The organism is Candidatus Symbiopectobacterium sp. 'North America' (assembly GCF_015762685.1).
In the GTDB taxonomy this organism is placed as follows: domain Bacteria; phylum Pseudomonadota; class Gammaproteobacteria; order Enterobacterales; family Enterobacteriaceae; genus Symbiopectobacterium.
On the sequence record NZ_PEHF01000102.1, the window covers coordinates 1 to 24,984 of the forward strand.

General features: G+C 54.4%; 28 protein-coding genes and 7 pseudogenes. 34 read left to right on the top strand and 1 reads right to left on the bottom strand.

The window, feature by feature from the left end:
- The 6 genes and pseudogenes from CS369_RS22625 to CS369_RS22070 all read left to right on the top strand — a co-directional run.
- Nucleotides 1-180, top strand: a pseudogene (locus tag CS369_RS22625) (hypothetical protein); the annotation flags it as partial.
- 58 nt (nt 181-238) lie between these two features.
- On the top strand, nt 239-652 hold the full coding sequence (locus CS369_RS22050; protein ID WP_196908717.1) for a gp16 family protein: 414 nt from the start codon (nt 239-241) through the stop codon (nt 650-652).
- Between the two features lie 2 nt (nt 653-654).
- Entirely contained in the window at nt 655-1,110 is a 456-nt protein-coding gene (locus CS369_RS22055; protein ID WP_196908718.1) for a Mor transcription activator family protein, read from the top strand.
- Nucleotides 1,100-1,546, top strand: a complete 447-nt coding sequence (locus CS369_RS22060) for a hypothetical protein (RefSeq protein WP_196908719.1) — start codon at nt 1,100-1,102, stop codon at nt 1,544-1,546. The genes CS369_RS22055 and CS369_RS22060 overlap by 11 nt, the downstream gene beginning before the upstream one ends.
- A gap of 77 nt (nt 1,547-1,623) precedes the next feature.
- Nucleotides 1,624-1,977 carry a putative holin gene (locus tag CS369_RS22065; protein WP_196908720.1) on the top strand — a complete coding sequence of 118 codons (354 nt, stop codon included), beginning with the start codon at nt 1,624-1,626 and terminating at the stop codon, nt 1,975-1,977.
- A gap of 2 nt (nt 1,978-1,979) precedes the next feature.
- Nucleotides 1,980-2,708: pseudogene (locus CS369_RS22070) on the top strand (transglycosylase SLT domain-containing protein).
- A gap of 420 nt (nt 2,709-3,128) precedes the next feature.
- On the opposite strand, the gene CS369_RS22075 reads toward CS369_RS22070, so the two are convergent.
- Nucleotides 3,129-3,323 (bottom strand): hypothetical protein, encoded by a 195-nt coding sequence (locus CS369_RS22075; protein ID WP_196908721.1) that lies wholly within the window; start codon nt 3,321-3,323, stop codon nt 3,129-3,131.
- 76 nt (nt 3,324-3,399) lie between these two features.
- Between CS369_RS22075 and terL the strand changes: the two are divergent.
- The 28 genes and pseudogenes from terL to CS369_RS22210 all read left to right on the top strand — a co-directional run bounded on the left by terL (nt 3,400) and on the right by CS369_RS22210 (nt 24,946).
- A pseudogene (gene terL, locus CS369_RS22080) lies at nt 3,400-5,045 on the top strand (phage terminase large subunit).
- 3 nt (nt 5,046-5,048) lie between these two features.
- Nucleotides 5,049-6,526 (top strand): annotated as a pseudogene (locus CS369_RS22085) (DUF935 domain-containing protein).
- Nucleotides 6,527-6,883: 357 nt separating this feature from the next.
- Nucleotides 6,884-7,030 (top strand): annotated as a pseudogene (locus tag CS369_RS25405) (phage minor head protein); the annotation flags it as partial.
- Nucleotides 7,031-7,120: 90 nt separating this feature from the next.
- Entirely contained in the window at nt 7,121-7,855 is a 735-nt protein-coding gene (locus CS369_RS25410) for a hypothetical protein (RefSeq protein WP_374191103.1), read from the top strand.
- A gap of 125 nt (nt 7,856-7,980) precedes the next feature.
- The gene (locus CS369_RS22095) at nt 7,981-8,532 is read left to right on the top strand and encodes a phage virion morphogenesis protein (protein WP_196908722.1); all 552 of its coding nucleotides are present in this window, start codon (nt 7,981-7,983) and stop codon (nt 8,530-8,532) included.
- A 255-nt stretch (nt 8,533-8,787) separates the two neighbouring features.
- Nucleotides 8,788-9,858: a phage protease gene (locus CS369_RS22100; protein WP_244665184.1), complete on the top strand. Its 1,071-nt coding sequence runs from the start codon at nt 8,788-8,790 to the stop codon at nt 9,856-9,858.
- Nucleotides 9,851-10,246 carry a hypothetical protein gene (locus CS369_RS22105; protein ID WP_196908723.1) on the top strand — a complete coding sequence of 132 codons (396 nt, stop codon included), beginning with the start codon at nt 9,851-9,853 and terminating at the stop codon, nt 10,244-10,246. Before CS369_RS22100 ends, CS369_RS22105 begins: the two co-directional genes overlap by 8 nt.
- A gap of 11 nt (nt 10,247-10,257) precedes the next feature.
- A complete protein-coding gene (locus tag CS369_RS22110) occupies nt 10,258-11,166 on the top strand; it encodes a Mu-like prophage major head subunit gpT family protein (RefSeq protein ID WP_196908724.1) in 909 nt (302 codons plus the stop codon).
- Between the two features lie 37 nt (nt 11,167-11,203).
- Nucleotides 11,204-11,560 carry a hypothetical protein gene (locus tag CS369_RS22115; protein WP_196908725.1) on the top strand — a complete coding sequence of 119 codons (357 nt, stop codon included), beginning with the start codon at nt 11,204-11,206 and terminating at the stop codon, nt 11,558-11,560.
- Nucleotides 11,560-11,991 (top strand): gp436 family protein, encoded by a 432-nt coding sequence (locus CS369_RS22120; protein WP_196908726.1) that lies wholly within the window; start codon nt 11,560-11,562, stop codon nt 11,989-11,991. The genes CS369_RS22115 and CS369_RS22120 overlap by 1 nt, the downstream gene beginning before the upstream one ends.
- A complete protein-coding gene (locus tag CS369_RS22125; RefSeq protein ID WP_244665185.1) occupies nt 11,988-12,566 on the top strand; it encodes a phage protein Gp37 in 579 nt (192 codons plus the stop codon). The genes CS369_RS22120 and CS369_RS22125 overlap by 4 nt, the downstream gene beginning before the upstream one ends.
- Nucleotides 12,567-12,632: 66 nt before the next feature.
- Nucleotides 12,633-12,869: a hypothetical protein gene (locus tag CS369_RS22130; RefSeq protein ID WP_196908727.1), complete on the top strand. Its 237-nt coding sequence runs from the start codon at nt 12,633-12,635 to the stop codon at nt 12,867-12,869.
- Nucleotides 12,856-14,245 (top strand): annotated as a pseudogene (locus CS369_RS22135) (phage tail sheath subtilisin-like domain-containing protein). Before CS369_RS22130 ends, CS369_RS22135 begins: the two are co-directional and overlap by 14 nt.
- Before the next feature lie 12 nt (nt 14,246-14,257).
- Entirely contained in the window at nt 14,258-14,584 is a 327-nt protein-coding gene (locus tag CS369_RS22140) for a phage tail protein (RefSeq protein ID WP_244665186.1), read from the top strand.
- A gap of 51 nt (nt 14,585-14,635) precedes the next feature.
- Nucleotides 14,636-15,022: a hypothetical protein gene (locus CS369_RS22145; RefSeq protein ID WP_196908728.1), complete on the top strand. Its 387-nt coding sequence runs from the start codon at nt 14,636-14,638 to the stop codon at nt 15,020-15,022.
- A gap of 5 nt (nt 15,023-15,027) precedes the next feature.
- Entirely contained in the window at nt 15,028-15,174 is a 147-nt protein-coding gene (locus tag CS369_RS22150; RefSeq protein ID WP_196908729.1) for a hypothetical protein, read from the top strand.
- Between the two features lie 3 nt (nt 15,175-15,177).
- Nucleotides 15,178-16,086: a hypothetical protein gene (locus tag CS369_RS22155; protein ID WP_196908730.1), complete on the top strand. Its 909-nt coding sequence runs from the start codon at nt 15,178-15,180 to the stop codon at nt 16,084-16,086.
- Nucleotides 16,087-16,094: 8 nt separating this feature from the next.
- A complete protein-coding gene (locus tag CS369_RS22160; protein WP_196908731.1) occupies nt 16,095-16,346 on the top strand; it encodes a hypothetical protein in 252 nt (83 codons plus the stop codon).
- Nucleotides 16,347-16,392: 46 nt separating this feature from the next.
- Entirely contained in the window at nt 16,393-17,622 is a 1,230-nt protein-coding gene (locus tag CS369_RS22165; protein ID WP_196908732.1) for a hypothetical protein, read from the top strand.
- Nucleotides 17,622-19,094 (top strand): DNA circularization protein, encoded by a 1,473-nt coding sequence (locus tag CS369_RS22170; RefSeq protein WP_196908733.1) that lies wholly within the window; start codon nt 17,622-17,624, stop codon nt 19,092-19,094. The genes CS369_RS22165 and CS369_RS22170 overlap by 1 nt, the downstream gene beginning before the upstream one ends.
- A pseudogene (locus CS369_RS22175) lies at nt 19,078-20,256 on the top strand (phage baseplate assembly protein). Before CS369_RS22170 ends, CS369_RS22175 begins: the two are co-directional and overlap by 17 nt.
- On the top strand, nt 20,246-20,899 hold the full coding sequence (locus tag CS369_RS22180; protein WP_196908740.1) for a phage baseplate assembly protein V: 654 nt from the start codon (nt 20,246-20,248) through the stop codon (nt 20,897-20,899). The pseudogene CS369_RS22175 and the gene CS369_RS22180 overlap by 11 nt, the downstream one beginning before the upstream one ends.
- A gap of 154 nt (nt 20,900-21,053) precedes the next feature.
- Nucleotides 21,054-21,302, top strand: a complete 249-nt coding sequence (locus CS369_RS22185; RefSeq protein ID WP_307833747.1) for a phage GP46 family protein — start codon at nt 21,054-21,056, stop codon at nt 21,300-21,302.
- Complete coding sequence (locus CS369_RS22190; RefSeq protein ID WP_196908734.1) at nt 21,302-22,363, top strand: baseplate J/gp47 family protein; 1,062 nt, start codon at nt 21,302-21,304, stop codon at nt 22,361-22,363. Before CS369_RS22185 ends, CS369_RS22190 begins: the two co-directional genes overlap by 1 nt.
- The gene (locus CS369_RS22195; RefSeq protein ID WP_196908735.1) at nt 22,360-22,929 is read left to right on the top strand and encodes a YmfQ family protein; all 570 of its coding nucleotides are present in this window, start codon (nt 22,360-22,362) and stop codon (nt 22,927-22,929) included. Before CS369_RS22190 ends, CS369_RS22195 begins: the two co-directional genes overlap by 4 nt.
- A 101-nt stretch (nt 22,930-23,030) precedes the next feature.
- Nucleotides 23,031-23,660: a hypothetical protein gene (locus CS369_RS25415; protein WP_196908736.1), complete on the top strand. Its 630-nt coding sequence runs from the start codon at nt 23,031-23,033 to the stop codon at nt 23,658-23,660.
- 100 nt (nt 23,661-23,760) lie between these two features.
- A complete protein-coding gene (locus tag CS369_RS22205) occupies nt 23,761-24,114 on the top strand; it encodes a hypothetical protein (protein WP_196908737.1) in 354 nt (117 codons plus the stop codon).
- A 133-nt stretch (nt 24,115-24,247) separates the two neighbouring features.
- Nucleotides 24,248-24,946: a protein mom gene (locus CS369_RS22210; protein ID WP_196908738.1), complete on the top strand. Its 699-nt coding sequence runs from the start codon at nt 24,248-24,250 to the stop codon at nt 24,944-24,946.
- Nucleotides 24,947-24,984 lie beyond the last annotated feature (38 nt).

A 24,984-nucleotide genomic window follows, 5' to 3' on the forward strand; every position in this document is an offset into this window, starting at 1 on the left:
GAGCCGTATAGCAAGACGGATTATTTTTCTCTGCTGATACTTTGCGATAGCGAGCGTCTGGCGCGGCAAGAGGCGGAACTGGGTGTTTGCCCTCGTTGTCATGAGGCATTGCCTGCGGGCTGTAATAGCTTGTTCAAGGGTGAAGCACCATGTTGGTTTACGCGTGATTTTGGCGTTTGAATTTAACGGGTGTGACCGGTCAGGCACAATTAAGTAATGAGTGTGAGGAGCAACAGCCATGAATATTCAGCAACGCCGTATGATTGGTGCGATCAAGGCCGGTCAAACCACGCTCGGGTGGGATGATGTGACCTACCGTAGTGTGCTGGCCCGACTGACGGGCAAGTCTTCATCCACCCTCTGTACCCTCGCCGAACTGGAGCGAATTAAGGAGTATATGCACCAGCAGGGCTACCCACGCAAGGCGAAAAAGCACGGTCGCAAGCCGAGCGTTCCGGCCAGCAAAAAAACCATACTCAGCAAGATTGAGGCGCTGCTGACTGATGCTAAGCGCCCGTGGCAGTATGCCGAGACTATGGCACAGCATATGCTTGGTGTACGATATGTTGACTGGCTGGATATACAGCAATTGACCAAACTCATGCAGGCGTTGATCATCGACGCCAAACGTCGCCAAAAAACCGAGGGTTAATCATGGAACTGGAACGCGTTGCCGGGCTTCTGCCCGATGTAGTCCTGCAAATAGCCGACCTCATCGGCTTTCCGGCAACCGCCCAGCTTTTAGAGAAGTTTGGCGGCACGACGTTCCCGATTGGCAAAGGTATGAAAGCGCTAGGCGCACAGCGTGCAGGGTTGTTACGAGAAACGATTGGCAAAGACAAAGCAGCGTTGCTGGTCAAAAACTTTGGGGGTGAAATCCTCTATCTGCCACGCTGTGACCGCGCCCTGAGAGCGTTGCGTAATGAGCGCTTTTTGTCTGAGTTTGCTGCGTTACGCGATGGCGGCAGCTCTGGTCTGATGGCGATGACGGTACTTTGCCCCAAGTACGGCTTTTCTGACCGGTTCGCATGGGAACTGGTGCGGGAGAGCAAAAGTGCGGTAACACATTCACAGCAAAGTCTTTTTAAGGGAAAGCATAATGAAACTTAAGACCCTAAGCGCGATCCTTTTTTGTGAGGTTGCTTTTAGTTCTTCCACTTTAGCTGGCTTTAAACCTGAAGGTAATGAAAGCGAAGCCATCGCAGAAGCTGTTAAAGATGGTTATCAGGTGCAGCGGAATCTTGCTTTTAACTACAGGATGGGCAGAGGTAAGCCAGGTGACGCAGACTATATTCCTAAAGATTTTGTCAAAGCTTGTGCGTGGCGGAAAATTTTGCTCGTATCTAATCCAGATAAAATTAATGATACGGATTCAATGAACGAGCGTTATGAATGCGGTGAGGTTAAACGTGAACAGGATGTGGACGTTTGGCGTACAGTACACAAATACTTGCCTTTGATTAACAATGCAAAATCAAAAGGTGAGTACATGGTTGTAAAAGAAGATGATGAGCCTGGTGAATTGCAAATCATTGATGTGCCATAATCCCACTGAACCCCTTCCACTGACTCACCGCCCCGCGTAATTCAATACTGACCACCTCACATATACGAGGTGGTTTCATGAACATTTTCAACAACAAAATCTTTCGTATCACCCGCCTTAAACGGCTGCTGGGCTGGCAGTTCATGGCTGTGCTGCTATTGGTGCTTATTGCCCTGGTCTCGCCGCAGCAACTCGCCGTTGTTATCTATAAGATTTCACTGATTACGCTGTCTGCTGTGCTGGGGTATTGGCTCGATCGCTCGTTGTTCCCCAAGGCCACACCGGGGCAATACCTGGAGCACTCGCCCACCTTGATGCAATCCGGCCTCTATCTGGTTAAACCGGGCTGCGAGCAGGTATTTGCAGCGGCGTTTATTCGCCGTGCGATTATCGTTGCTGCCGTCTGCCTGGCTGTGGCGATGGGGTTGTGATCATGGGCTGGCCGCAAATCACCTGGATTGTGGTTACGTCGCTGGTTTTGGGCATGACGTTGATGTTACACAGTCAACCACGTACTGACAGGTATAACTTCTGGTGGAAGTTGTTCGATACGCTGGTTACGGCGGCTGTGCTGTGGGCTGGCGATTTTTTTGGTTATGCGAACGCCGCACAGCCATCGGCTGCGGCACAGGCTTACCGTAGTGATGTTATCCGCAGTGCGCGTTTGGACTGGGGTATCAATGCCCCGGTTGCTGATTTTGCCGCCCAGCTTCACCAGGAGAGCGGCAGGAACCCTCGCGCTGTCTCCCCGGTGGGTGCTCAGGGGCTGGCGCAGTTTATGCCCTCAATCGCTGACTGGTTCAGCCGCACGATGCCTGACTTAGCATCCAATCAACCTTTTAACCCCGCCTGGGCTATTCGAGCCTTAACACGCTATGACCGCTGGCTATGGGAGCGTATCAGTGCTCACGACTAGTGTGAACGCATGGCAATGGCGCTATCAGCCTACAACGGCGGGTTGGGCTGGGTGCAGCGCGATCAAAAACTGGCGGAACAGCGCGGGTTAGACCGTCAGCGCTGGTTTGGTCATGTTGCCATCATCAATGCCGGACGTGCTGCGGCCAACTGGCGCGAGAATCGCCACTATCCGCAGCGCATTCTGCATGAGTTAGCCCCGCGTTATCTGACATGGGGAGGCCGTAGCTGTGATAGCGCTATTTAAAACCTACTGGCCGAATCTGCTGATACTCGCTGCCGTCGCCGCGTTCTAATCCGTATTAACCATGAAAATGTCGTGATGGTCAGCAGTGTTGCCCGCATAGAGCGCGGCTATCACGACAGTGTTTTTGTGTGGGCGGATGGCGTCAAGTATGAGCTGTTGGTGGGCTAGGGTGAATCGACCAATGAGGCCGAAAGGCGCATTATCAACGAGATTAACGCGGCATTAAGCGGGGATTAAACAGTGGAAATATACGAACCAGTGAAAGCGCGTGAGCAATTAAGAAAACGCATTATGGACGTAATGTGCGCGGAATTTTCAGAAGACGAATGTACCACCCTGATTTTCACGACGCGCTGCTGAATGCAGTAAATAGCCTTTGTGGCCCGGATGAAGCCGCGAAGGCTATTCGACGAACTCAGGTTAATCTTCAATGACGCTATCAGCAACCATCTTATAGACCGCCTTATAAACGGTCTGAAGGTCTTCTGAACGCAGTTCTGGAAGGATACTTCGAACCGCAAGCCGACCATTATTCAGGATGGTATTCGTCAATTCTTTCGCTATTTCGGCTATTTGGATCTTCTGGTCAATAGTGAGTGTTGTTTTAACAGACATATAAGCCCTCTTTAGCATGGTGATAATTCACGTTTGAACCCTATCAGAGAGGTCTCATTTTTTACAGGGGTTTAGGGTGACTAAAAAGCTCACAGCCAAAGACTTTGCCAAAGAGCTGGAAGAACTGGCGGCAACGCTACGCCGGACTATCGAGGCCGAATGTGTCGGCTTTGATCCGTCTGCGGCGGCCATTGCTGAGCGACGTGCCCGCGTATTCGACCCGGTCAGCGGGTATGGCTATTTTGTCGAGCATTACTTCCCGCACTATGTGCGCCACAAAGACAAGAGCGAACTGCATAAGTACCTGTTTACGCGCTTGCCGGAGATTATCGCCAGTACCAAAGGCGAAAATGATGCGATAGCCGCGCCGCGTGGCGAGGCAAAATCAACGCTGGTCAGTCAGTTGTTCTCGCTGTGGTACATCATCTGTGGCTTCAAGCATTACCTGGTCATCGTGATGGACTCCATTGATCAGGCTTACCCGATGCTGGAAGCCATCAAGGCCGAGTTGGCGTTTAACCCCGCATTGACATGGATTTCCCCGAGGTGGCAGGCGGTGGCCGTGTCTGGCAGGCCGGAACCATTGTTACGCACAACGATATCAAGGTGCAGGTCGCGGGCAGCGGTAAAAAGCTGCGCGGTCTGCGCCACGGCTCTTACCGCCCTGATTTGGTGGTGCTGGATGATATCGAAAACGACGAGCAAGTGCGCAGCCCGGAGCAGCGCGACAAGCTGGATAACTGGCTGAAAAAAACCATCCTGCCGCTCGGTGGTGCGGGCGCTAAGTTCGACGTTATCTATATCGGCACCATCCTGCATTACGATTCCGTCCTGTCGCGCACCCTGAAAAATCCCCTGTGGAAAGCGGCACGCTTTAAAGCCGTTATCCAGTGGCCGGTCAATATGTCGTTGTGGGACGAATGGGAAGAGATCCTGCGCAATAACGACAGTAACGGCGAATGGATGGCGAACGCGTTTTACCAGAACCACAAGCTCGAAATGGACGAGGGCGCGGTGGTGTCCTGGTCTGCACGTCCGATATTGACGCTGATGTTGATCCGCGCCCGCGACGGTCACAGTACCTTTGATTCCGAGTACCAGAATGACCCGGTCAGCGGTGAAGATGCGCCCTTTGCCCACTGTATTACGTTCTGGGTAAACCGGCTCAATGAGTGGATCTTCTATGGCGCGTGTGACCCCAGTCTCAGCAAAGCCGGCTCCAGTCGTGGCCCGTCCGCACTGATGGTCGGCGGCTTTAACCGTCACACCGGCATTCTGGATGTGGTGGAGGCTGCTATCCGTAAGCGCCTGCCCGACAAGATTATTTCTGATGTTATCGAATTACAGTGTATTTACGGCTGTCTGGTGTGGTCCGTTGAGGCCGTACAGTTTCAGGAGTTCCTGCGCACCGAACTCGTAAAACGCAGTGCGGCGGCGGGCATCCCTGTGCCTGCACGCGCGGTCACTCCGCACAGCGACAAGCTGCTGCGCATCGAGTCCTTGCAGCCACATATGGCAAACGGCCTGATACGGCTGCATTCCAGCCAGACAACGCTGATTGACCAGTTGCGGCACTTCCCTATGGCTGACCATGACGATGGCCCGGATGCCTTACATATGTTGTGGGCGCTGGCCGTGTCTGGATTTGGCGCATTTTCATTTACCCCTGCTCCCCGTTATTCTGATGACCGGGGAAGTCGTTTTGGCTCTGGAGACTGGTAGTTTATGGCTCAGATTGTGGATCAGTTTGGCCGCCCGCTTAATCGCGAAGTGCTGAAAAGCCCGCAGAGCGCGGGGATTTATCCGCTCAGGCGGATTTGTTTGAGGACATGATTGAGAAGGACGGGCATATCTTTTCTGAGATGTCCAAGCGCAAGAATGCCCTGCTGGGGCTGGACTGGAGTATCGAACCACCGCGCAACGCAACAGCCGAAGAGAAAAACCTCACGGCGATGATCACCGAGTGGATGGATGATATTCCCAATTTTGAGGACATTATCCTCAACGCGGCGGAAGCCATCGGCCACGGTTTCTCCGCACAGGAAATTGAGCACTGGGAGTTTGAGGGGAATATCTGGTTGCCCGACAGAATAGCGTTGCGCCCACATCGCTGGTTCTGTACTAACCCCGAGATTGATGACACGGTGCGCCTGTCAGATGGCAGCATGAACGGTGCCGAACTGTGGCCGTTCGGCTGGCTGGTGCACACCCACAATGCCAAATCAGGCTATGTTGCACAGTCCGGGTTATATCGCGTGCTGGTCTGGCCGTACCTGTTTAAGAACTACAGCGTGCGTGATTTTGCCGAGTTCCTGGAGATTTACGGCTTGCCCGCCCGCGTTGGCAAGTACATGGAAGGCTCATCTGACGAACAAAAAAACGCGCTGTTGCACGCACTGGTGACACTCGGCCACAATGCCGCCGGTATTATCCCGCAGGGTAGTGAAATCTCGTTTGAAGCCGCTGCCGACGGGCAACTCGATCCGTTTATGGCGATGATCGACTGGTGCGAACGCACGGTCTCAAAAGCGGTACTCGGGGGAACGCTCACCAGCCAGGCAGACAGCAAAACCTCAACCAACGCCCTGGGCAACGTCCACAACGAAGTGCGGCACGATATTCTGGTCGCCGACGCAAAGCAGTTGCACGGGTTCTTCCAGGGCATGATACATATGCTCTTATCTATTAACGGCTACCAGGTCAGTCGCCGCCGGTTGCCTAAGTTCGTGTTCGATACCAGCGAATTAGAGGATATTGGTTCGTTCTCGACCGGCGTGTCTACGCTTGTCCAGGCCGGAATGAAAACCATCCCGCTGTCATGGATACACAAAAAAGTCGGTATCCCTGTGCCGCAGAATGATGAGCCGGTGCTCGAAGGTGCGCCGACACCGGCACCGCTGGCCGAATTATCCGTCTCCCCATATCGCTCTTTTGCGGCACTCAGCACGGTGCCTGGGGAGATCAGTGACCCGGCACAGGTGGCACTCGACAGCGCCCGCTCAACGCCGGAAGCGATCAACGATGCCATGCAGGCGTTGATTGCGCCACTGGTCACGGCGTTACAGCAGGGACAAACGCCGGACGATGCGCTGGATATCATCGCGGCCAGCTATCCCTTGCTTGATGACGCACAGCTCCAGCAGTTGCTGAAACAGGCGCTGTTTGTCGCGGATGTGTGGGGGCGACTGAATGCCGACAGCTAACCCCGGCGACGTCAATCTGGCGTATGCCATTGGTCTGAAACCCGAAGAAGCGATCCGCTATTTTGAGTCGAAGGGGTACGCCATTGGTTTTAACTGGCATGACGTTGAAGCCCACGCCCACGCCACGGCGTTCACAGTTGCCGGTATTCTCAAGCAGGATGTGTTAGAGGATATCCGGGGAGGTCTCAATACCGCGCTGAAAAATGGTGAAACGCTGGAGCAGTTCAGGCGTCGGTTACATCCCGTTCTTGCGCAAAAGGGCTGGTTGGGTACGGGACTGAAAGCCGATGAAGACGGCGTGCTTGAAGGGAAAAAACTCACCCCGCGCCGTCTGCGCACCTTATCTTTGAAACCAATATGCAGGCGGCGTATAACGCGGGCCGTTACGAGGAGCAGCTCGCTAACGCAGACTTTCGCCCCTACTTGCAGCGCGTGGGGATCATGGACACCCACATTCGCCCAAGCCATGCCGCGTTACATGGCTACACCGCAAGGATTGATGACCCGGTCTGGCAATTTATGTATCCGCCTGATGGTTATCACTGCCGTTGCCGCGTTTGCGCGTTATCTCAGGCCGACGTGGATAAGCGCGGAGTGACTGTCCAACACAGCGAGATCGTCGAGGTCGAACAGGCGTGGGGGCCGAATGACTCGCGCATGGTTAGTGCGATCAAGTGGAACGGCCAGTTGTATACGCCGGATGCGGGGTTTGGTCACAACCCCGGCCAGGGATATCTTGCCGCCCTCGGTCAGCGGCTGCTTGAGCGCTCCGCCGTCGCCGAGCCGCAGTTGGCATCGCTAGCCGTTCGTCAGACGCTGGGTAACGAGACGCTGTTAAATGCCGTTTCAACCGATGTTAACACATTCGTTAATAACACACTGCTGAACAAACAGGCACGCGGCCAGCTCCGGCACGTCGGCGCACTGCCGCCGCAGGTGGTTGATCGGCTTTTCGAGAAAGGGGTGGCGGTGGAATCAGCGGTGATCACACTGACCGATGAGAACCTGTTGCACGCCCTACGTGACAGCAAAGACGCTCAGCTTCCTGAGTCGCTATGGCAGCGCCTGACTGAGTTTATCCTCAATCCTAAAGCCATTCTCTACAACACACAGAAAGCCGATGCGGCCTTAACCTATGTGCTGGATTTGCCCGATACGTCCGGCAAGCTGGTTGTGTTCATTGACCGCGAGCTAAAGGCCCGACCGACAGAAGGTGGAAAGAAAGAGCGGATAAAAACCAATCTGATACGAACAGGGAAAATCCTGGCGAATGATGAATCACTGAGAAACAAAGGGATTAACGAAGTGCTGTGGGGCAGTCTTGATTAAGCGGTGGGATGAACAGCGCCGGACTCGAACCGGATCATGCTCAAACGCTCAAGGCGTAGCCGCAACCGTTACCCATTGGAAACAACTCTCCATCCACCGCACTTTCAGTATACACCGGGTAATTTATGAGCGGTAGCTACGAAATCAAATATGACATTAGTGACTTTGAGCACGGCCTGGGCGAACTGATTAACCGCCTGGAACAGCGCCAGCCGCTGATGCGCGAACTGGCAGCGGCCATGCATGACGCGGTCGAGGAAAACTTTGCCCAGCAAGGCCGCCCTGCCTGGGCGAGCTGGAGTCCGCGTTATGCCCGGACACGCCAGGGCGGTAAAATTCTGCAAAAGCGCGGGCGGCTTGCCAGTAGCATTAGCGAGTATCACGACAACGACAGCGCTACCGTCGGCACAAATGTAGTGTATGCCCGCATCCACCAAGAGGGCGGCACCATCAATATGCCCGCCCGCAGCCAGCGGGCTTACTACAAACAGCACAAAGACGGCAGCGTCGGCAATCGGTTCGTGAAAAAATCCAAATCCAATTTTTCGCAGTGGAATACCATCGGCGAGTACAAAATCACCATCCCCGCGCGTCCGTTCCTGCACCTGACCGAGTCTGATGTGGACAGTATGGAAAACACTGCGCAGAACTATCTGCAACGCGTCATCGACGGTTAACGCCCTGTCTTTCATAAAAGCGCCACAGCGCGGATTTTGGGTGTCACGCCATACGCTAACCGCCCCTTACACCGTTAAGGGGCTTACAACGCGATTTAAACGGGGTTTAAAAGGGGTTACACCGATTGTCATAACCCCGTTTGGCGTGGCAAGATAAAAACAAGCCTCTTTATATACCCACTGAACCTCTTCCACTGATCACCTGTCGCCGCCCTGTCGGCAGAAATCAATAAAGCCTCTCTCGGCGTCATCCAGTTGTTCCCCGCTGGTGAGTTCCGGGCGCGTGATGGCCGTCCCGCCGAGTGCGACGCCTGGATAATGACTGCCGAGGTGGCACAGGCATTGATCGCGGCAGCTAACGCACAGCAAACCCCTTACGTTATTGACTTTGAACACCAGACTCTGCGTGCGGCCAAGAACAGCTTGCCTGCACCTGCGGCGGGATGGTTCAAAACGCTGGAGTGGCGTGAGGGTGACGGTCTGTTTGCGGTCGATGTTACCTGGACAGACAGCGCCGCGAAGATGATCGCCGAAGGTGCCTACCGTTTTATTTCCCCGGTTTTTTCTTACGACAAATCAGGCCGCGTCTTGCAGCTCCTGCACGCCGCGCTCACCAACACCCCCGCTGTTGACGGAATGGATGAGATCATGCTTGCCGCAGCCTCACTTCTGGCCGTCACATCATCAACCCAAGAGGACATTATGGACGAATTACTGGAGCGTCTACGCTGGATGCTGAATTTACCGATCACAGCAACCGCAGAAGACATTACCGCCGAGCTGAATAAGCTCATTGATCAACTGGCCTCAGCAAGCGCCGGAACGGCAGCGGCATCCTTTCAGACACTGTCTGCCACCCCGTTCAATCTGATTGAAAAGCTAACGGAGGATGCCGCAAACGTCGCCGCGCTCACCGCGCAGATTGCCAGTCCCGATCCGGCCAAATGGGTGCCGGTTGAGGTGATGCAGCAATCCGTCGCCCAGGCGCTGGAAACCGCAAACAGCAACGTCGCGGCGCTGGCGCAACAACAAAGTGCGGAGCTTATTGCCGCCGCGCTGTCGGATGGCTGTTTGCTTCCGGCGCAAAAAGCCTGGGCGGAATCCCTGGCTCAATCCTCCCCGGACAGCCTTAAAACCTTACTGGACAAAGCGCCCAAAATCGCCGCGCTGACCACCATCCAGACCGGGGGCCAGCCGCCCGCAGGCGTTAAACCCAAAACCGACACCAGCCCGGACGACGAGGAAGTGGATGTCGCTATCTGCGCCATGATGGGCGTTAATCCGGCTGACGTCACCAAGTTCATAAAAGGAGAAGGCAATGAGTGATCGCAATACGCCTCAGCGTGACGGGCTGCTGTTCTCCGTTCCTGTCGCGGCGGCAACAGAGATTTTTGGCGGGCATATCATCGCCGCCAATGCGGGCGGGTATGCCGTTCCCGCGACAGCCACTGCGGCACAAATCACCCTTGGCGTCAGTGACGACTGGGTGGATAACAGCGTGGGTGCCAATGGCAGCGTGGATGCATTGTTACGACGTGGCCGGGCATGGCAGTTTGCCAATCACGGCGCGGATGCAGTGACACAGGCTGACGTCTGCAAAGACTGCTATGTCGTAGACAGCCAGACCGTCGCCAAGACCAGCAATGCCGATGCCCGCCCGGTTGCCGGGAAGGTTCAGGCTGTCGGCAGCGATGGCGTCTGGGTTCTGATTTAAGGAGAAATACCGTGTTAGTGAATGTAAAAGTTGTTAAAGCGATTTTCGTTAACCTGAAAACCACCTTTCAGAATGCGTTTACCCAAACGCCGTCTGACTGGAAAAAGGTGGCGATGGTCGTGCCGTCAACGGGTAAGGAGAACGATTACTCCTGGTTGTCGCGCTTTCCCAAAATGCGTGAATGGGTGGGCGACAAGGTCATTAAATCGCTGGCCGCGTTTAATTACACCATCCGCAACAAGGACTGGGAAGCCACCGTCGAAGTTGATCGCAACGATATCGAAGACGATCAATTGATGGGCTACGCCATCCAGGCGCAGTCAGCGGGCCAGTCTGCCGCAGAACTGCCCGCCGACATTGTGTTTGCGCTGGTCAGCGATGGCTTTACCAACCTATGTTATGACGGCCAGCCGTTCTTTGATACTGACCATCCCGTCAAAGGGAAGTCTGTGTCGAACAAGGGCACGAAAAAGCTGTCCACTGCCAGTCTTGCCGCCGCACAGGCCAGTTATGGTGCAGCACGTAAAGCCCTGCGCAGCATGAAGGATGAGGAAGGTGCGTCGCTCAAAATCCTGCCCGGTCTGCTGGTTGTTCCGCCCACCCTGGAGGATGAGGCCAACTACCTGATGACTGCCGACCGCTTCCCAGATAACACTCCGAACCCGTACAAAGGCACGGCGGAAGTATTGGTCGTCCCCGAACTGAAAACCGATACCGAGTGGTTCCTGTTCGATATCAGCAAGCCTGTGAAACCCATTATTTACCAGGAGCGTAAAAAGCCGAATTTCGTCGAACAGACGGACTACAACAACGACAACTTCTTTATGCGTAAGAAGTTCCGTTTTGGTGCAGAAGCCCGCGCCAACGGTGGTTGCGCGTTCTGGCAGATGGCGTATGGCTCCACCGGGGAGGCCGCATAATGCCGATCCAAATCACTGCCCGTACTGACGGTTTCCGTTGCTGCGGTATGGCGCACAGCGCCAAAACCAGACATACACCGATAACCATTTTACCGCCGCAGAGCTGGCGACGCTGGAGCAAGAGCTGCAGTTGATCGTCGTTCGCGTCAGTGGTGATGCCGGGACTGATGTTGACGCAGAAGCCGTGCTGGCTGAGGCACGCGGCTACATTATTGCAACGCTTGAGGCCAATACCGTGAAGTACGTCGAGCAGATTACATCGCTTAACGAGCGCCTCGATGCCCTCTCCGGTGAATTCCATGCACTGAAAGAAAGCAACGCGACGCTGACCACCGAGCGTGATGCGCTCCAGGCGCAGTTGGCGGCGACTGACACGGCGAAGGTGAAAAAATAATGTACGTGACCCGTGACGATATGGTTCAGGCGTTTGGTGAGTTGGAATGCATCAAGCTCACCGACCGTAAGTACACCGGGGATATGGATGATGAGGTGCTGTCTGGCGCGTTGGCCCGAGCCAGTGCTGAAATCGACAGCTATCTTGTCGGTCGCTATCCGGTGCCGTGGCCGGATACGCCGGGTGTATTGGTGGGACGTTGCTGTGATATGGCCCGTTATTTCTTGTGTGGTGCGGGTACGCAGGTGACGGAGCAAATCCGGGAGCGCTATGAGGATGCGGTGCGTTATCTGGAGCGTGTTGCAGATGGTCGTCACGAATTGGGGCGAACGTCAGACGGCCAGGTAGTTCAGCAGACCAGTTCCGGTGCACGTTTTCAGTCATCGGGTCGCGCATTTGACCGGAACGCCACCGGGGGAGGTGCATTTTGATTATCCGCGATATTGAAAATGCCATGATCGCGCGTCTTAAAAAGGGCAAGGGCAGCATGGCTGCGAACGTGTGCTCTTACGGCGGCGAACTGGACGGCGAACCGGGAGAAGTCGCCCGCGCCCTGCCTGCCATATGGGTGACGTTCGGTGGCATCCAGAACACCAAAAACGCTAATATCGGCAAACGCAAGTATGAGGTTGTCGGGCGGTTTGTGATGATCGTCGGTGAGTACAGTGTCCGCAGTGAAGAAGCCTCGCAGCACGGCGGTGCAAACTTCCATAAAGTGGGCACCTACCGCATGGTCGGTGCGGTGCGACGGTTGTTGTCTGGGCAAGACCTTGCTGAATTCGGGCTGAAGGTTGATTTTTTGATGCCTGGGCGGGTGCGCTCGCTGTTTAACACCCACCTGGAACACCAGGCGCTGTCGGTTTTTGCCTGCGAGTTCGACACAAAGTGGTTTGAAACCGCACTGGAGAACGGCAAATACCCGTTTGACGGCCCGTCCGCATTCCACCCGGACAGTATTTTAACGGCTATCGCGGTGAAACCAGCCCCGATGATCCGCCCTGGTTAAGCACGCGTTTGAGCTATGACATTCCACAGACTCCGGCTAACCCGGATGCAGAGGACATTATTCATCATGACAATCAAGGTTAAGGCGGCACCAGGTGTTCAGGTGCCGCAAGAAGATAATCTGCACCGTTATATCGGCCCGGATGAGGTCGTCACGGTGGCGCGTTCGGCCTACTACCTGCGCCAGGTGAGTGCCGGTGATTTGCTGATCGTCCCTGATGATGAAGCCACCACGGTGGCAAAGAAAGGCAAGGCGGCAGAAATCACCGTTGACGATGGGGGGGTGAATAGTGGCAAGTCCTAACATTGAGTTTTACCAAATCGGCAGCAGCATTCGCAAGCTAGGGAAATACTTTGAGTTCAATACCCGCCTGGCTGTGCGCACGTTGTCCGGCAATCAGCAAAACGTGTTGATGCTGGAAAGCGGAAGCGCAACACCGCTTCAGGCGGTCAATGTGTTCTCTGATGAAGAGGCCGCTACCCTGTTCGGACGTGGTTCGATGGCGCACCTGATGGCTACCGAGGCGATTGGCTGTAACAGCTATTTGCAGTTGCAGATTATCGGGATCAGCGATGACAGCGTGGCGACCGCCGCCAGCGGCAAAGTCACTGTCACCGGCACGGCGACGGCCTCGGGGGCACTCAGTCTGTGGGTGGGGACGGTGCGCGTTGATGTGGCGATCTCTGCTAACGACACGGTGGCCACGGTGGCTGCAGCGTTGAATACCGCCATCGCACAAAAAACCGCGCTGCCGGTCACGGCTGCGGTGGCGGCAGGCGTTGTCATGCTGACGGCCAAAAACAAGGGGGCAGCGGGTAACGATATCAAGCTGAGTGCCGGTAGCACAGCCACCGGCATCACGGTGGCCGCGATGAGCGGTGGCGGTATCGACCCGGATATTGCGCCCGCCCTGGCGGCAGTGTTTGCAGCCGGTCATAACATCGTAGTCAGCCCTTACGCCACGTCGGCGGCGTTAACGGCCCTGCGCACGCACCTGGACAACGTGAGCGGCCCGCTTGAGCAGCGCGGTGCTATCGGCGTGGCGGGATGGCCCAAATCCCTGTCCACCGGCACAACGCTTGTGGCCAGCATCAACAATGGCCGTATCACCGTGGGCTGGCATAACGGCTCGGTGAAAACATCGGCGCAGATTGCGGCAGCGTATGCCGCCGTCATCGCCAGCGAAGAAGACCCCGCCCGTCCGTTAAACACGCTGGCAATGAGCACGCTGGATGTGACCGCGCTTGCGGATCGTCCGGGGCGTAATGAGCAGGAGAATGCCCTGTATAACGGCCTGACGCCGTTTGAAGTCGGTTCCGGTGACACGGTGCAGATTGTCCGGGCAATCAGAACCTACACCAAGAACGCCGATGGCGTTGATGATGTATCGCTGCTGGAATCACCACCATTCGTACCCTCGACTATGTGCGCAAGGCGTGTCGTGAGCGTATCGCGTTGCGTTTCCCGCGCGACAAGCTGAGTTCCCGCACCCCTGACCGGGTGCGCAGCGAGCTGCTGGATGTGCTCTACAAGCTCGAAGAGCTGGAGATCATGCGAACAAAGCGGCACTCATCATCGAGCGGGATTCGCAGGATAGCAACCGACTTAATGGCCGCATTCCGGCTGATGTTGTGAACGGGTTGCATATTTTCGCCGGTCGTATCGACCTGTTGCTGTAAGGAGCCCATAGCATGGCCTTAGAAGAGTATGTCGGCGCAATTATCGTTGAGATCAACGGCGAGGAAATCGAGTGTACCGACTTGAAGGAAGACACGCAGACCGGGCGTAAACCGGTCAAGACGATGAACAAGACCGGGCGCTCGAAAGAGTTTTCGCGCGGTATTCGGGAATATCAGGTTACGGTCTCGGTGGTGATCCCCCTGAGCGGCGATCTGGACTGGGAGGGCATGGAAGGCGTGAAAATCACCCAGTACCCGCTCTCCGGCAGTGGCGGTAAAAAAGTGTCGTTTTGGGATGCGTACACTACCCAGTGTCGGTGCGCAGTATACGGTCGATAACGAAGGCAAGCGTGATATCACGTTTCAGGCACTGCGTCGGGTGGAGGAATAATGGTGACGGAACAAAGTTCATTGCTGTATGGCGTCGAGCTGGACGGTAAACGTCATTTTGCGTTCAGCGTTCGTCTGCCAGTGGTGGGCGATACCATCGCAGCCCTGGAAGAAACTCAGGATGAAAAAGGCACCACGGACGGTGCCGCCTCAGGGATGCACTACCGCGTCGGTATTCTGGCGCGGGTGGTGACGATTGAGGGTATCGATGCAGAAAAGGTGACGACAGAGTTACTGCTTGAACAGTTGTCCGATGATGATTTTGACCTCATCGACGCGCAAATCTCAGCCCTTAAAAAAAAGCTGATGGCATTGAGAGCGCCCTCGCCGGATACCGCAGCGTCGTCCTCGCCCTCGGAAAATACGGCATCACCCGACAGCAAATAGAGGTAATGAGCCGTTCAGAACTGGACGGCTATATCCAGGCACTGGCCCGGTTGCACGGTAAAACCCCGTCAGTTGGGGAGCAGACAACCCGCCGCGTGAAGTCAATGCGCCAAAAACGCCCCAGAAAAGCCAACAAGAAAGGGAGAAGATAATCAATGGCCCGCAATCTTCAACTTGCTTTGACACTGGCCGCCCGCGATACCGGTTCAAAGGTGCTGCGCAAAGCGATACAGGATGCGGTCGCACAGACCAAAGCGGCGGAAAAAACCGGTGATGAACTGGCGAAATCCCAGCAGCAGAACAGCCAGCAAGGCATCCGGGCATCCCGCGCGTTGAGCGAAGAGTTTAAACGCGCCAACAGCGCCCGCTCCGCGCTCGGTATCAGTTCCGAGCGCGAGATCCAGCGTGAGATCCAGCAGACCATCGCCGCGTACAGCCGTCTTACACGTATGGGGGTAATGTCAGCCAGCGAGCAATCACAGGCTTTTAGTGCGATGACAGACCGCGTCAGTCGGTTACGCATGGAGTTAAGCGGTGCCACTCAATCCATGAACCGCATGGACAAGTTGCGTGCGGTTGGCTCTGGTGTAATGACGGTGGCGGGTGGTGTGACCGCTGCAACAATGGTGATCAAAGACCCCGTTCAACGGCAGATGGCGTTTGAAAGTAAAAATGCGGAGATTGCGAATACCGCATACAACTCTCTATCCCCTGATGAGCGCATTAAGAAAATACCTGTGATTAACAACACAATAAGGAAAGCTGTTCGTTATGGCGGTGGAACACCGGAAGCGGCACAAACGACGCTGAGGGCTCTCTTTGCGGGTGGTCTGGATGAAGATGCTGCGATAAAAATGCTGCCCGACATCATGAAATACGCCACTGCATCGGGCGCTACCCGGAAGACCTGGCAAAGATTGGTATCGGTGCAATTAAAAATTTTGGGATTAAAGCTGAAGATCTGCCTGCGGTTTACGACAAAGCCATTCGCTCTGGTGAAAACGGGAAATATGAGCTGGCAGATATGGCCCGCTCGTTGTCGTTGTCGTTGTCGTTGTCGTTGACGATGACGATGACTAAAGCTAACTCTGTAGGTATGTCCGGTCTGGGGGATCTGGATAAACTGCTGGCGATGCTTCAGGCTAACGCGGAGACAGCAGGAGATAACAGTGCAGCATCAATAAATGTTAACAACTTGCTGGATAAATACACCAATGCCGACACGCAAAATGCCCTGAAAGGCTACAAGTTCCGCATGAAGGATGGCCGTACAGTAGGCTATACCGACTATATGGCTGAGAAGCGTTTGCAGGGGCGCAACTGATGCATTCACGGGAGCGGTGGACGGCATTGTTTTATCGGATAAGCGTGTGCAAAAGTTACGCACGGCGGCTCAGAAATACAAAGGTACTGATAAAGAAAAGGACATTCTTGCATCACTTGATTTGGTGATCTCATCCATCACGTCAAAGATTGTGGCCGACCAGCAGGCTGGGATGGCGTTAAAAACAAGTATTCTCAAAAAAGACTTTATCAAAGAACAAATTACCGGTACGAAAAACGCGACAGGCGCGGGGGCTGATTCGTTTGCAGTCATAGCATCGACATCGGCGTACAAATCACAGCAATTTGAATCAGAGAAACTTTTTTCAGAACAAGACGCCGCAAAACCGTTGGGTGACTGGTACGGCGACTTGGTTTCTAAGCTGACCAGCTACGCCCAAAAATACCCAGAGTTAACAACTGCGCTGTCTGGTGCTACAACGGCGATCACGGCATTAGGCGCAGGTGCCTATACCATCGGTGGGTTGCTGGCAGCCTGGAAAATTTTATATGGCCCGCCCACCGCGACCTCTGGTATCAATCCACCTCCCGTTCCTCCAGGCACTAACGCGCCGACAGTGACGCCCCCTGGAACACGTATGCCTAATTTGTGGGGGCGATTAGGTCGTATCGCCGGAAAAGCCTTAGTCCCGCTTTCCGTCTATCAGGCAACGCAGGATGCACCACTGGTGCAGGTTGAGCGCGGTGATAACGACGCTCGCCAGCGCCTGTCGACGAATCAGTATGCGAACGATACCGAGCGGCTACAGGATTCTCTGCGGGCGCAGCCTGGCGCACTGGATGCCTGGGACGAAATCAAGGCATGGTGGAATAAACCCCGCGCTATAAATATCCCCAGCCCGGAAAGCTATGGGGTTCCCGGTTATGTCACTGCTGCGCCCACAACGTTTCCGCTGCTGAACCAGGACACCGGCATTCGTCCGCCGCCCGTTCCTGGCACGTCAGCGGATAATGGCACGGTTATTCGTCCCGCTCCTGATGTTCGTGTCGAACAGCTTACAGTATCAACCGATAAAAAAGATGACAGTTCAACCTGGTGGAGCAAGCCAACCAATATCGGCAATGGTCTGCCGCCTGCCGTGCTCGGTCTGCCTGACTGGATGCGCCCCATGCCTGCACCGATTCAGCCCAAACAACCCGAGCGGCCGATCCAGGCAACGATCCGCCTTGAGGTGGATGGCCGTGTCCTGGCAGAAACCGCCAATGAAATTAACAGCCAGCAGGCCACGCGCGGTTCAAATGGAGCGTACCAATAATGTCCTGGGAAGATTCGTTACAGTATGCCTCTTTCCGAGGCGTTAAATTTGATGTGATCAATGCCCGCGACAGTGCGCAGCGTGACATGGCCCAGCACGAATACCCCAATAAGGACAGCGCGGATATTCAGGATTTAGGCCTCAAGCCGCACAGTTCGCAGATCCAGGCGGTCATCTGGGGTGATGATTACGAGTCACGTCTCCAGTCGCTGCTTGAAACATTAAGAAAGCCTGGTGCAGCCGAGTTGATACACCCGATTTTTGGTTCAATGCCAAACATGCTGGTCAGCGTGTTACAGGTCAATCATGATGCCGAGTATGTGGATTATTGCACGCTGGATCTTCAGTTTGTGCAGTCAAAAACCGGCAACCCGTTTTTCGTCAAAGACTCCCCGTTATCCAAAGCAGACGAGATTTTTAACCAGGTACAGGCCGCGATAGACAGTGCCAATACCCTGATGGAGAACATCACACAGCCGTTGCGCACGGCGCGTAAAATGATGAATAAGGTGCGCGGTCTGGCAACAACCTCCCTCAACATGACAACCATATTCCGCAGTGACATAAGCGGGTTTATCAGCGGCACCACTGACTTTATCAATTCACCCTCGGCTTTTTTCAGCGACCTGCGCTCCGCGCTGTCGTTAAAAATGGGCGCATCTAAAAGCTCTCTGCACGCAACCTATGTCAACAGCGGCGGTGGTGCCTTATTGGCCGGGGCGTCATCGTCCGGCAGCAACGCGTCCGGGGGAGGCACTTCTAGTGGCAGCACATCCGGAAATACAGCCGTATCGGCAACCACGGGCAGTGTATCAACGGCAGTGACTCAGCAGCAGATTGCCACCGCCAATTACACCGCCGCTCCCACCGTCATCATGGCTGACTGGACGAGCGCTTATTCAGCGTTGCAGACCGTCCAGGCCATGCCGGTTAATCTGGTGAGCGGGCGTATCGATACGCCGGTTGATATGCCTCAGAATCTTGTCGCGGGTGATATTGTCGAACTGATAACGATTGTCGCTGTGGCCGTGGCACTGGAGGCCGTTGATGAAGCCAGTGCCATTCTCAGTGATAGTGCGCTCTCAGCGGTATTAACACCAGTCGATATCGAGAAGGTCGCCAACGAAACGCGGCAGATGATACAGGACGCCATCAATATCACCCGGACAACCTACGCACCGGCGATGGACGAAATCAGCAGCAGTGCTCAGCCTCTGGGATTGTCCTATGAACCGGTTATCAATCAGTTGGCGACTGTCGCGGCGGCGGTGCAGGCGCTGGCCGAAGCGGTGATCAACGAAAAACCCCAACTGATGCAGAAAACCGTCACTGCGCTAGGCAACCTTCACCTTATGGCTCACCGCTGGTTCGGGGACTATTCCCGCGCGGCAGAGCTGCAACGCCTCAACCCGCAATTACGTGACCCGAATAACCTGGCGATGGGGGACGAACTGAATGTCTACGCAGAATAATCCCGCCACCGATAAGGCAGCAGTGTCCGTTATCATCAACGGTAAACAGCACGGCGACTGGTCACGTTACCAGATTGATTCCGACTTCCTGATCCCTGCTGATGCCTGGAGCGTTAGCCTGGGACTGCCCGAGGGGAAATTTCCGGCTGACGTGGTACGCGGAGCGCCAGTCATGGTCAAGGTGGGCGATGATACTGTGCTGACCGGGCGTATTGACGGCGTTCAGCGCGCCGTGGCGCGTGGCGGTGTCACACTGTCGCTCTCAGGGCGTGACAGCGCGGCTGTGCTGGTCGATTGCGCGGCACCGATACTCACCACACGCCAGATGGAGCTGCTGGACGTGGTGGCGCAAATCGTGCGCCCGCTGGGTATCACGAAGATCCTCATTGAGTCCGAGGGAACGATCCGCAGCGACAAAATCAGTGCAGAGCCTGGCTAACGCGCCTGGGACATGCTGCTGCGAGCCTGTGCTGCGCGTGGTCTGTGGCCGTGGTTCGCACCGGACGGGACGCTGGTCATTGGTGGCCCGGATTACACCAAACCTCCGGTGGCATCACTCATCATGCGTCTGGATGGTAAGGGCAATAACGTGCTGTCGTTGTCCGATGCCAGTTCGATAGATAAATCCTTTTCAGAGTTGACGGTATTAGCCCAAAGCCACGCGCACTCGTCCACGAAGCAATCTGCGATCATCGACGTGGGGGATGATGCAGACAGCGACATTGAACTGAGTACCGGCGTCGCCGAGACCGGCCAGCACGGTATGAAAGCGGTGGTAAAAGACCCGACGGTCAGTTACTACAGACCCCAGGTGATGGTCGTGGGTGATGCGGACAACCAGGAACAAATCAACTACCGCGCCCGCAAGGCACTGTCAGACGCGCGTTTATCCGGTTACAGCCTGACGGCCATTGTCCACGGACACCGTACCTCGGACAGTGTGTTATGGGAGCCAGGGCAGCGCATTCACGTTATCAGCGAGTACCACAGCATTGATGCGGTGTATTTTCTGATGGGGCGCGAGTTTAACGGTGGCCGCCCGAGCGGCACAACCACCACGCTCAGGCTCAAAGAGGATGGTGTCTGGATACCCGACGCCTATACGAAAAAGAAAAAACAACGCAAAGGCAAAGGAGAAACAGAAATTGTCGATGTGGCCTGATATTGAAAGGCGTATTAACGGGGCGTTAAACCGTATTCGCCTTGCATTTCGAACCCGTTTAACGCGGGTAAACAGCAATGGCCCGTTGCAGACCTTCCAGGCTAAAGGGCTGGCCGGAGAGTCCTTGCAGGACAGTGAACTGTTTCAGCACTACGGCTTTACCTCAAACCCGTTGCCGGGAACGATGGCAATCGTATTACCGCTGGGCGGGCGAACGTCACACAGCATCGTGATTGCGACAGAGCACGCCGCCTATCGCTTGCAGGCGCTCAAGTCTGGCGAAGTGGCGCTCTATACCGATGAAGGCGCTAAAATTGTGCTTAAGCGCGGGCGTCTGATAGAAACGGACTGCGATGAGTTCTGGGTTAACTGCAAACAATTTGTTGTCAACGCCGAAGAAAAAGCCGATTTTAATACACCGATGGTCACGGCCAGCGAGCAGGTCACTGCTCAGGACAAAATCACCGGCAAGGAAGGTATGGCTATCAGCGGCGGCAGCGGTGCCTCGTTTACGGGTAATGTCACGCAAACCGGTGGCAATTATTCGACAGACGGCGATGTCATAGCGGGTAAGATTAGCTTGACGTACCACGGCCATAATGGCGACTCGGGCGGCAAGACTGGCCCGGCAAACCCCTCTTAACCACTGAACCCCTTCCACTGCCTCCCTTGTATCCATGCTGCCATTCTGGCGGCATGGATAATTTACTGAACCCGACAACCGGCGACTACACCGGAACGACGACAACGACATTAGCCAATTCCGTTTACCTGCACCTTGTAACGCCATTAGGCTCATGGTGGCTGACCCCTTGCTGGGCTCCCGACTGCAGCTGCTTGCGCGGGAAAAAGACGTTTCGCGCGTGTACAAACTGGCTCAGCAATACGCTGAAGAGGCGTTGCAACCGCTGATTGATGATAAGCGCGCCACGTCGGTTTCAGTCTCAGTCTCTGCCGGGAACCCTGGCTGGGCCATTCTGCTGATTGACGTTGTTGATGCCACGGGACAAAAGCAGACCTTTAAACATCTGGTGAGGGTGAGCTGATGCCGCACATCACCCCCACCTTCGAGGAAACCCGCACCCGGATATTACGTGATATCCGTAACCTGTTACCCGATGCCGATATCGGCAAGGATAGCGATTATTATGTCCGGGCCTCGTCGGTTGCCAGCGTCGCCACCGCTGTGTATCAGCATCAAGGCTGGATTGTCCGGCAGATTTTCCCCGACACCGCCGACACCGAGTTCCTCGAAATGCACTGTCGGTTACGTGATATTTCACGTAAAGCGGCGACGACGGCCACCGGCACCATCACTGCAACCGGTAATGTGGGCGCACCTGCAACGGCAGGGCTGGTTATCACTGTCGGCAGCCTGTCCTATACGACGACGGCGGCAGGAAAGGTCGGCGCGGATGGCACGGTGGTTATTCCTGCTGTGGCATCAACCAGCGGTGCAGCAGGCAACACGACGGCCACAGTAGTAGGGACATTCGCCAGTGCGCCGTTTGGTTTTGACAGCACCGTCACGGTCAGTGTGATGGCGGGCGGAACCGACAGGGAGACGGATGCCGAAATACTGGCCCGTCTGCTTGAGTTGATCAGGCGTCCGCCCGCCGGTGGCAATAAATATGACTATAAACGCTGGGCGCTGAGTGTGACCGGTGTGACCTCGGCTTATGTCTACCCGTTGCGTCGTGGGCTGGGGACGGTGGATGTGGTGATCACATCAGCGGATGGCCTGCCGTCTGCTGACATCATTAGCGCGGTGCAAGCCTATATTGATGACGTTCGCCCGGTAACGGCAAAAAATACAATGGTACTCGGCCCCACCATTAAAAATATCGATATTACCGTCGGGGTTTTATTAAATGGTATTTCGCTTGCTGATGCCACCGCCGCCATTATTACCGCGCTGACTGATTATATCAAAACACTGGCTCCCGGCGACCCGTTTATTCATAGCCAGGCAGAAATGATTATTTCGCAGGTGTCCGGGGTGGTTGATCGCAATATCACACTCCCGGCAGGTAACGTTTATCCGATCACTAATGAAAATAAGATTGAATGGATACACGCCGGAAATATCAGGGTGGTGCCATTATGAGTGCCAAAACACTGCTAGGGTTACTGCTTCCGCCTGTTGCCTATGACACGACACAGCCTCGTCTTGCCGCCGAACTGGCAGCGGAAGGGGCTGCACTGGATACGGCACAACAGCTATCCGACCGTGTCTTAGGGGGCATCACACCCATTTATGCACAAAGCCTGCTGACTGACAGGGAGCGCGTTCTCGATATTACGCCAACACCGGACAGTAATTACCAGCAGCGCCTGGGAAATGTACTGATAAAAATTGCTGAAACCAGCGGGCTGAGTATTCCCTATTTTATCCGGCTGGCATCCCGGTTGGGGTATGCCATCACCATTGATGAACTGCATCCGTTCAGAACCGGCACCAGCCGCTGCGGTGAACGCCTGATGGTGCATGACGCCATATGGACGTGGCGTGTGAATGTGTTTGGCGTATCGGCCAAAAAATATTATTTCAGAACGGGTTTATCGGCTGTCGGCGAACGCTTAATGGAGTTTGGCGACACCGTTATTGAATCGGTCTTTAACGATTTAAAACCCGCTCATACATTCTGTTATTTTTCGTATCAGGATAGTTAATCATGCAAAACCTTATGCCCCCCATTGAATCGCCTGATAATGTTTTTCATGATGGCAATCCGTTAACGGGAGAGCTGGGAACCATTGTCACCGCGTTATTTATGAATAATGTTCAGGCTGCAATCAGAAATGCGCAGGCTGAAATTATTGCTATTATGACCGATGCGGGTATTGCGACCGATGCCGGGAAAAGCGATCAATTGCTGGCAGCATTAAAAAAGACATTCGCGTTAAATGCCAGTCCAGTTCTCACGGGTAATCCTACGGCTCCCACGCAACCTAAAGCCGATAACAGCACAAAATTAGCGACAACCGGACACGTTAAATTGGTAGCTGCTGACTATGCACCGCTGGCAAACTCGACGTTGTCTGGCAAGCCGACTGCTCCAACGGCGGCACAAACCTCTAATGATAAGCAACTCGCCACCACGGCGTTTGTAAAAGCAGCCGTTGCTGCCCTCGTTGATTCATCACCCAGTGCGCTTGATACGTTAAACGAACTGGCCGCCGCTCTGGGCGACGATGAATGCAGCTTTGGCGGCCAAAGCGCCACTGGCTTCACCTGCGCTAACCGGGGCACCAACAGCCCCGACCGCAGCCGCAGGCACGAACTCAACGCAGATTGCGACAACCGCGTTTGTCGCAGCGCTGGCCGCAACAAAAGCCTCGCTGGCATCCCCTGCATTTACAGGAGCGCCCACAGCCCCGACTGCTGCCGCAGCAACCAATAACACGCAGCTAGCGACAACTGCACACGTTAAAGCGGCGATTGCAGCAGGAACGGCAGCAGCAGCGGGAAAATTAGCGACACCTCGAAAAATTAATGGGGTTTTGTTTGATGGTACTGGCGACATCAATTTATCTGCAGAAAACCTCGGCTTAGTAGCAATTGTAGAAACGGGTTCGGGTACCGGTTACTACTGGAGAAGGTTTGCAGACGGGAAAATTGAGATTTTTTCGCGTTTCAATCTCACCTTGGGTGGGCCGCTTGACGTTGTTTTCCCAATAGCTTTTACAGCACCACCTCTCATTTTCATCCAAGAGAACGGAGGGGCAAAAGTGAATGGGTGGGTGCTGCGCGTCCGAGGTTTATCAAAAGCAGGGTTTTCTGTAGCGTGGAATACTTGGAGCCCTTGCGGCTCGGGTGCAGCAATTGACGTTTGCTATCATGCCTTAGGTAATTGAGTAATAACCATTATTCACTGAACCCTTTCAGATGGATGAGCAATGATATTGGGTGGTCAAATGATCGATGGAACAAATCAATAAATAATTATTGATCTGTAAAATCGATCATAAAGGTAAGAATGGACACCTAATGTATAAAAAAGCATCTCGCATATTAACAAAACCGGAAATCATCACCGATAACGGAACCATTGTCGGTTATGGTTCTCGAGAGCTCAGAGTCGAAACAGTACCGTGTTGGTTAGCAAGAGTCATCGTATCAAGCAAGCACTATAGCAAGCGTTTTGTTAATAATTCCTATCTTCATTTAGGTGTGTTTTCGGAGCGAGAGTTGGTTGGCATTATGCAGTGGGGCTACGCATTAAACCCCAGTTCCGGTGGTCGCGTTGTCACTGGAACAGGAAATAAGGAGTATATGGAGCTAAATAGACTCTGGTTGCATGACAGTATGCCTAAAAACTCAGAGTCCCGAGCCATAAGTTACGCATTAAAAACAATTAAACTTCTGCTTCCTTGTGTTCAGTGGGTGCAATTGTTTGCAGATGAGTGCTGTGGTAAGCAGGGAGTTGTGTATCAAGCGAGCAATTTCGACTATATAGGCAGTCATGAATCAACGTTCTATGAGCTGGATGGTGAGTGGTATCATTCTATTGCTATGAATGCTATAGCTCGGGGTGGTGTTCAAGGACGCTACTTGCGAGAAAATCGAGCTAGGGCGACTGAATGCCGTTTTAAGCAGTTCAGGTACATTCGATTTCTACATAATAATGCCCGCAAGAGATTAAACGAAAAGCTGTTTCAAGTTCAACCATACCCCAAGCCGCTCTAAAGCTGCGAATCATTTTACATAGTGCAAAACCCCTGATT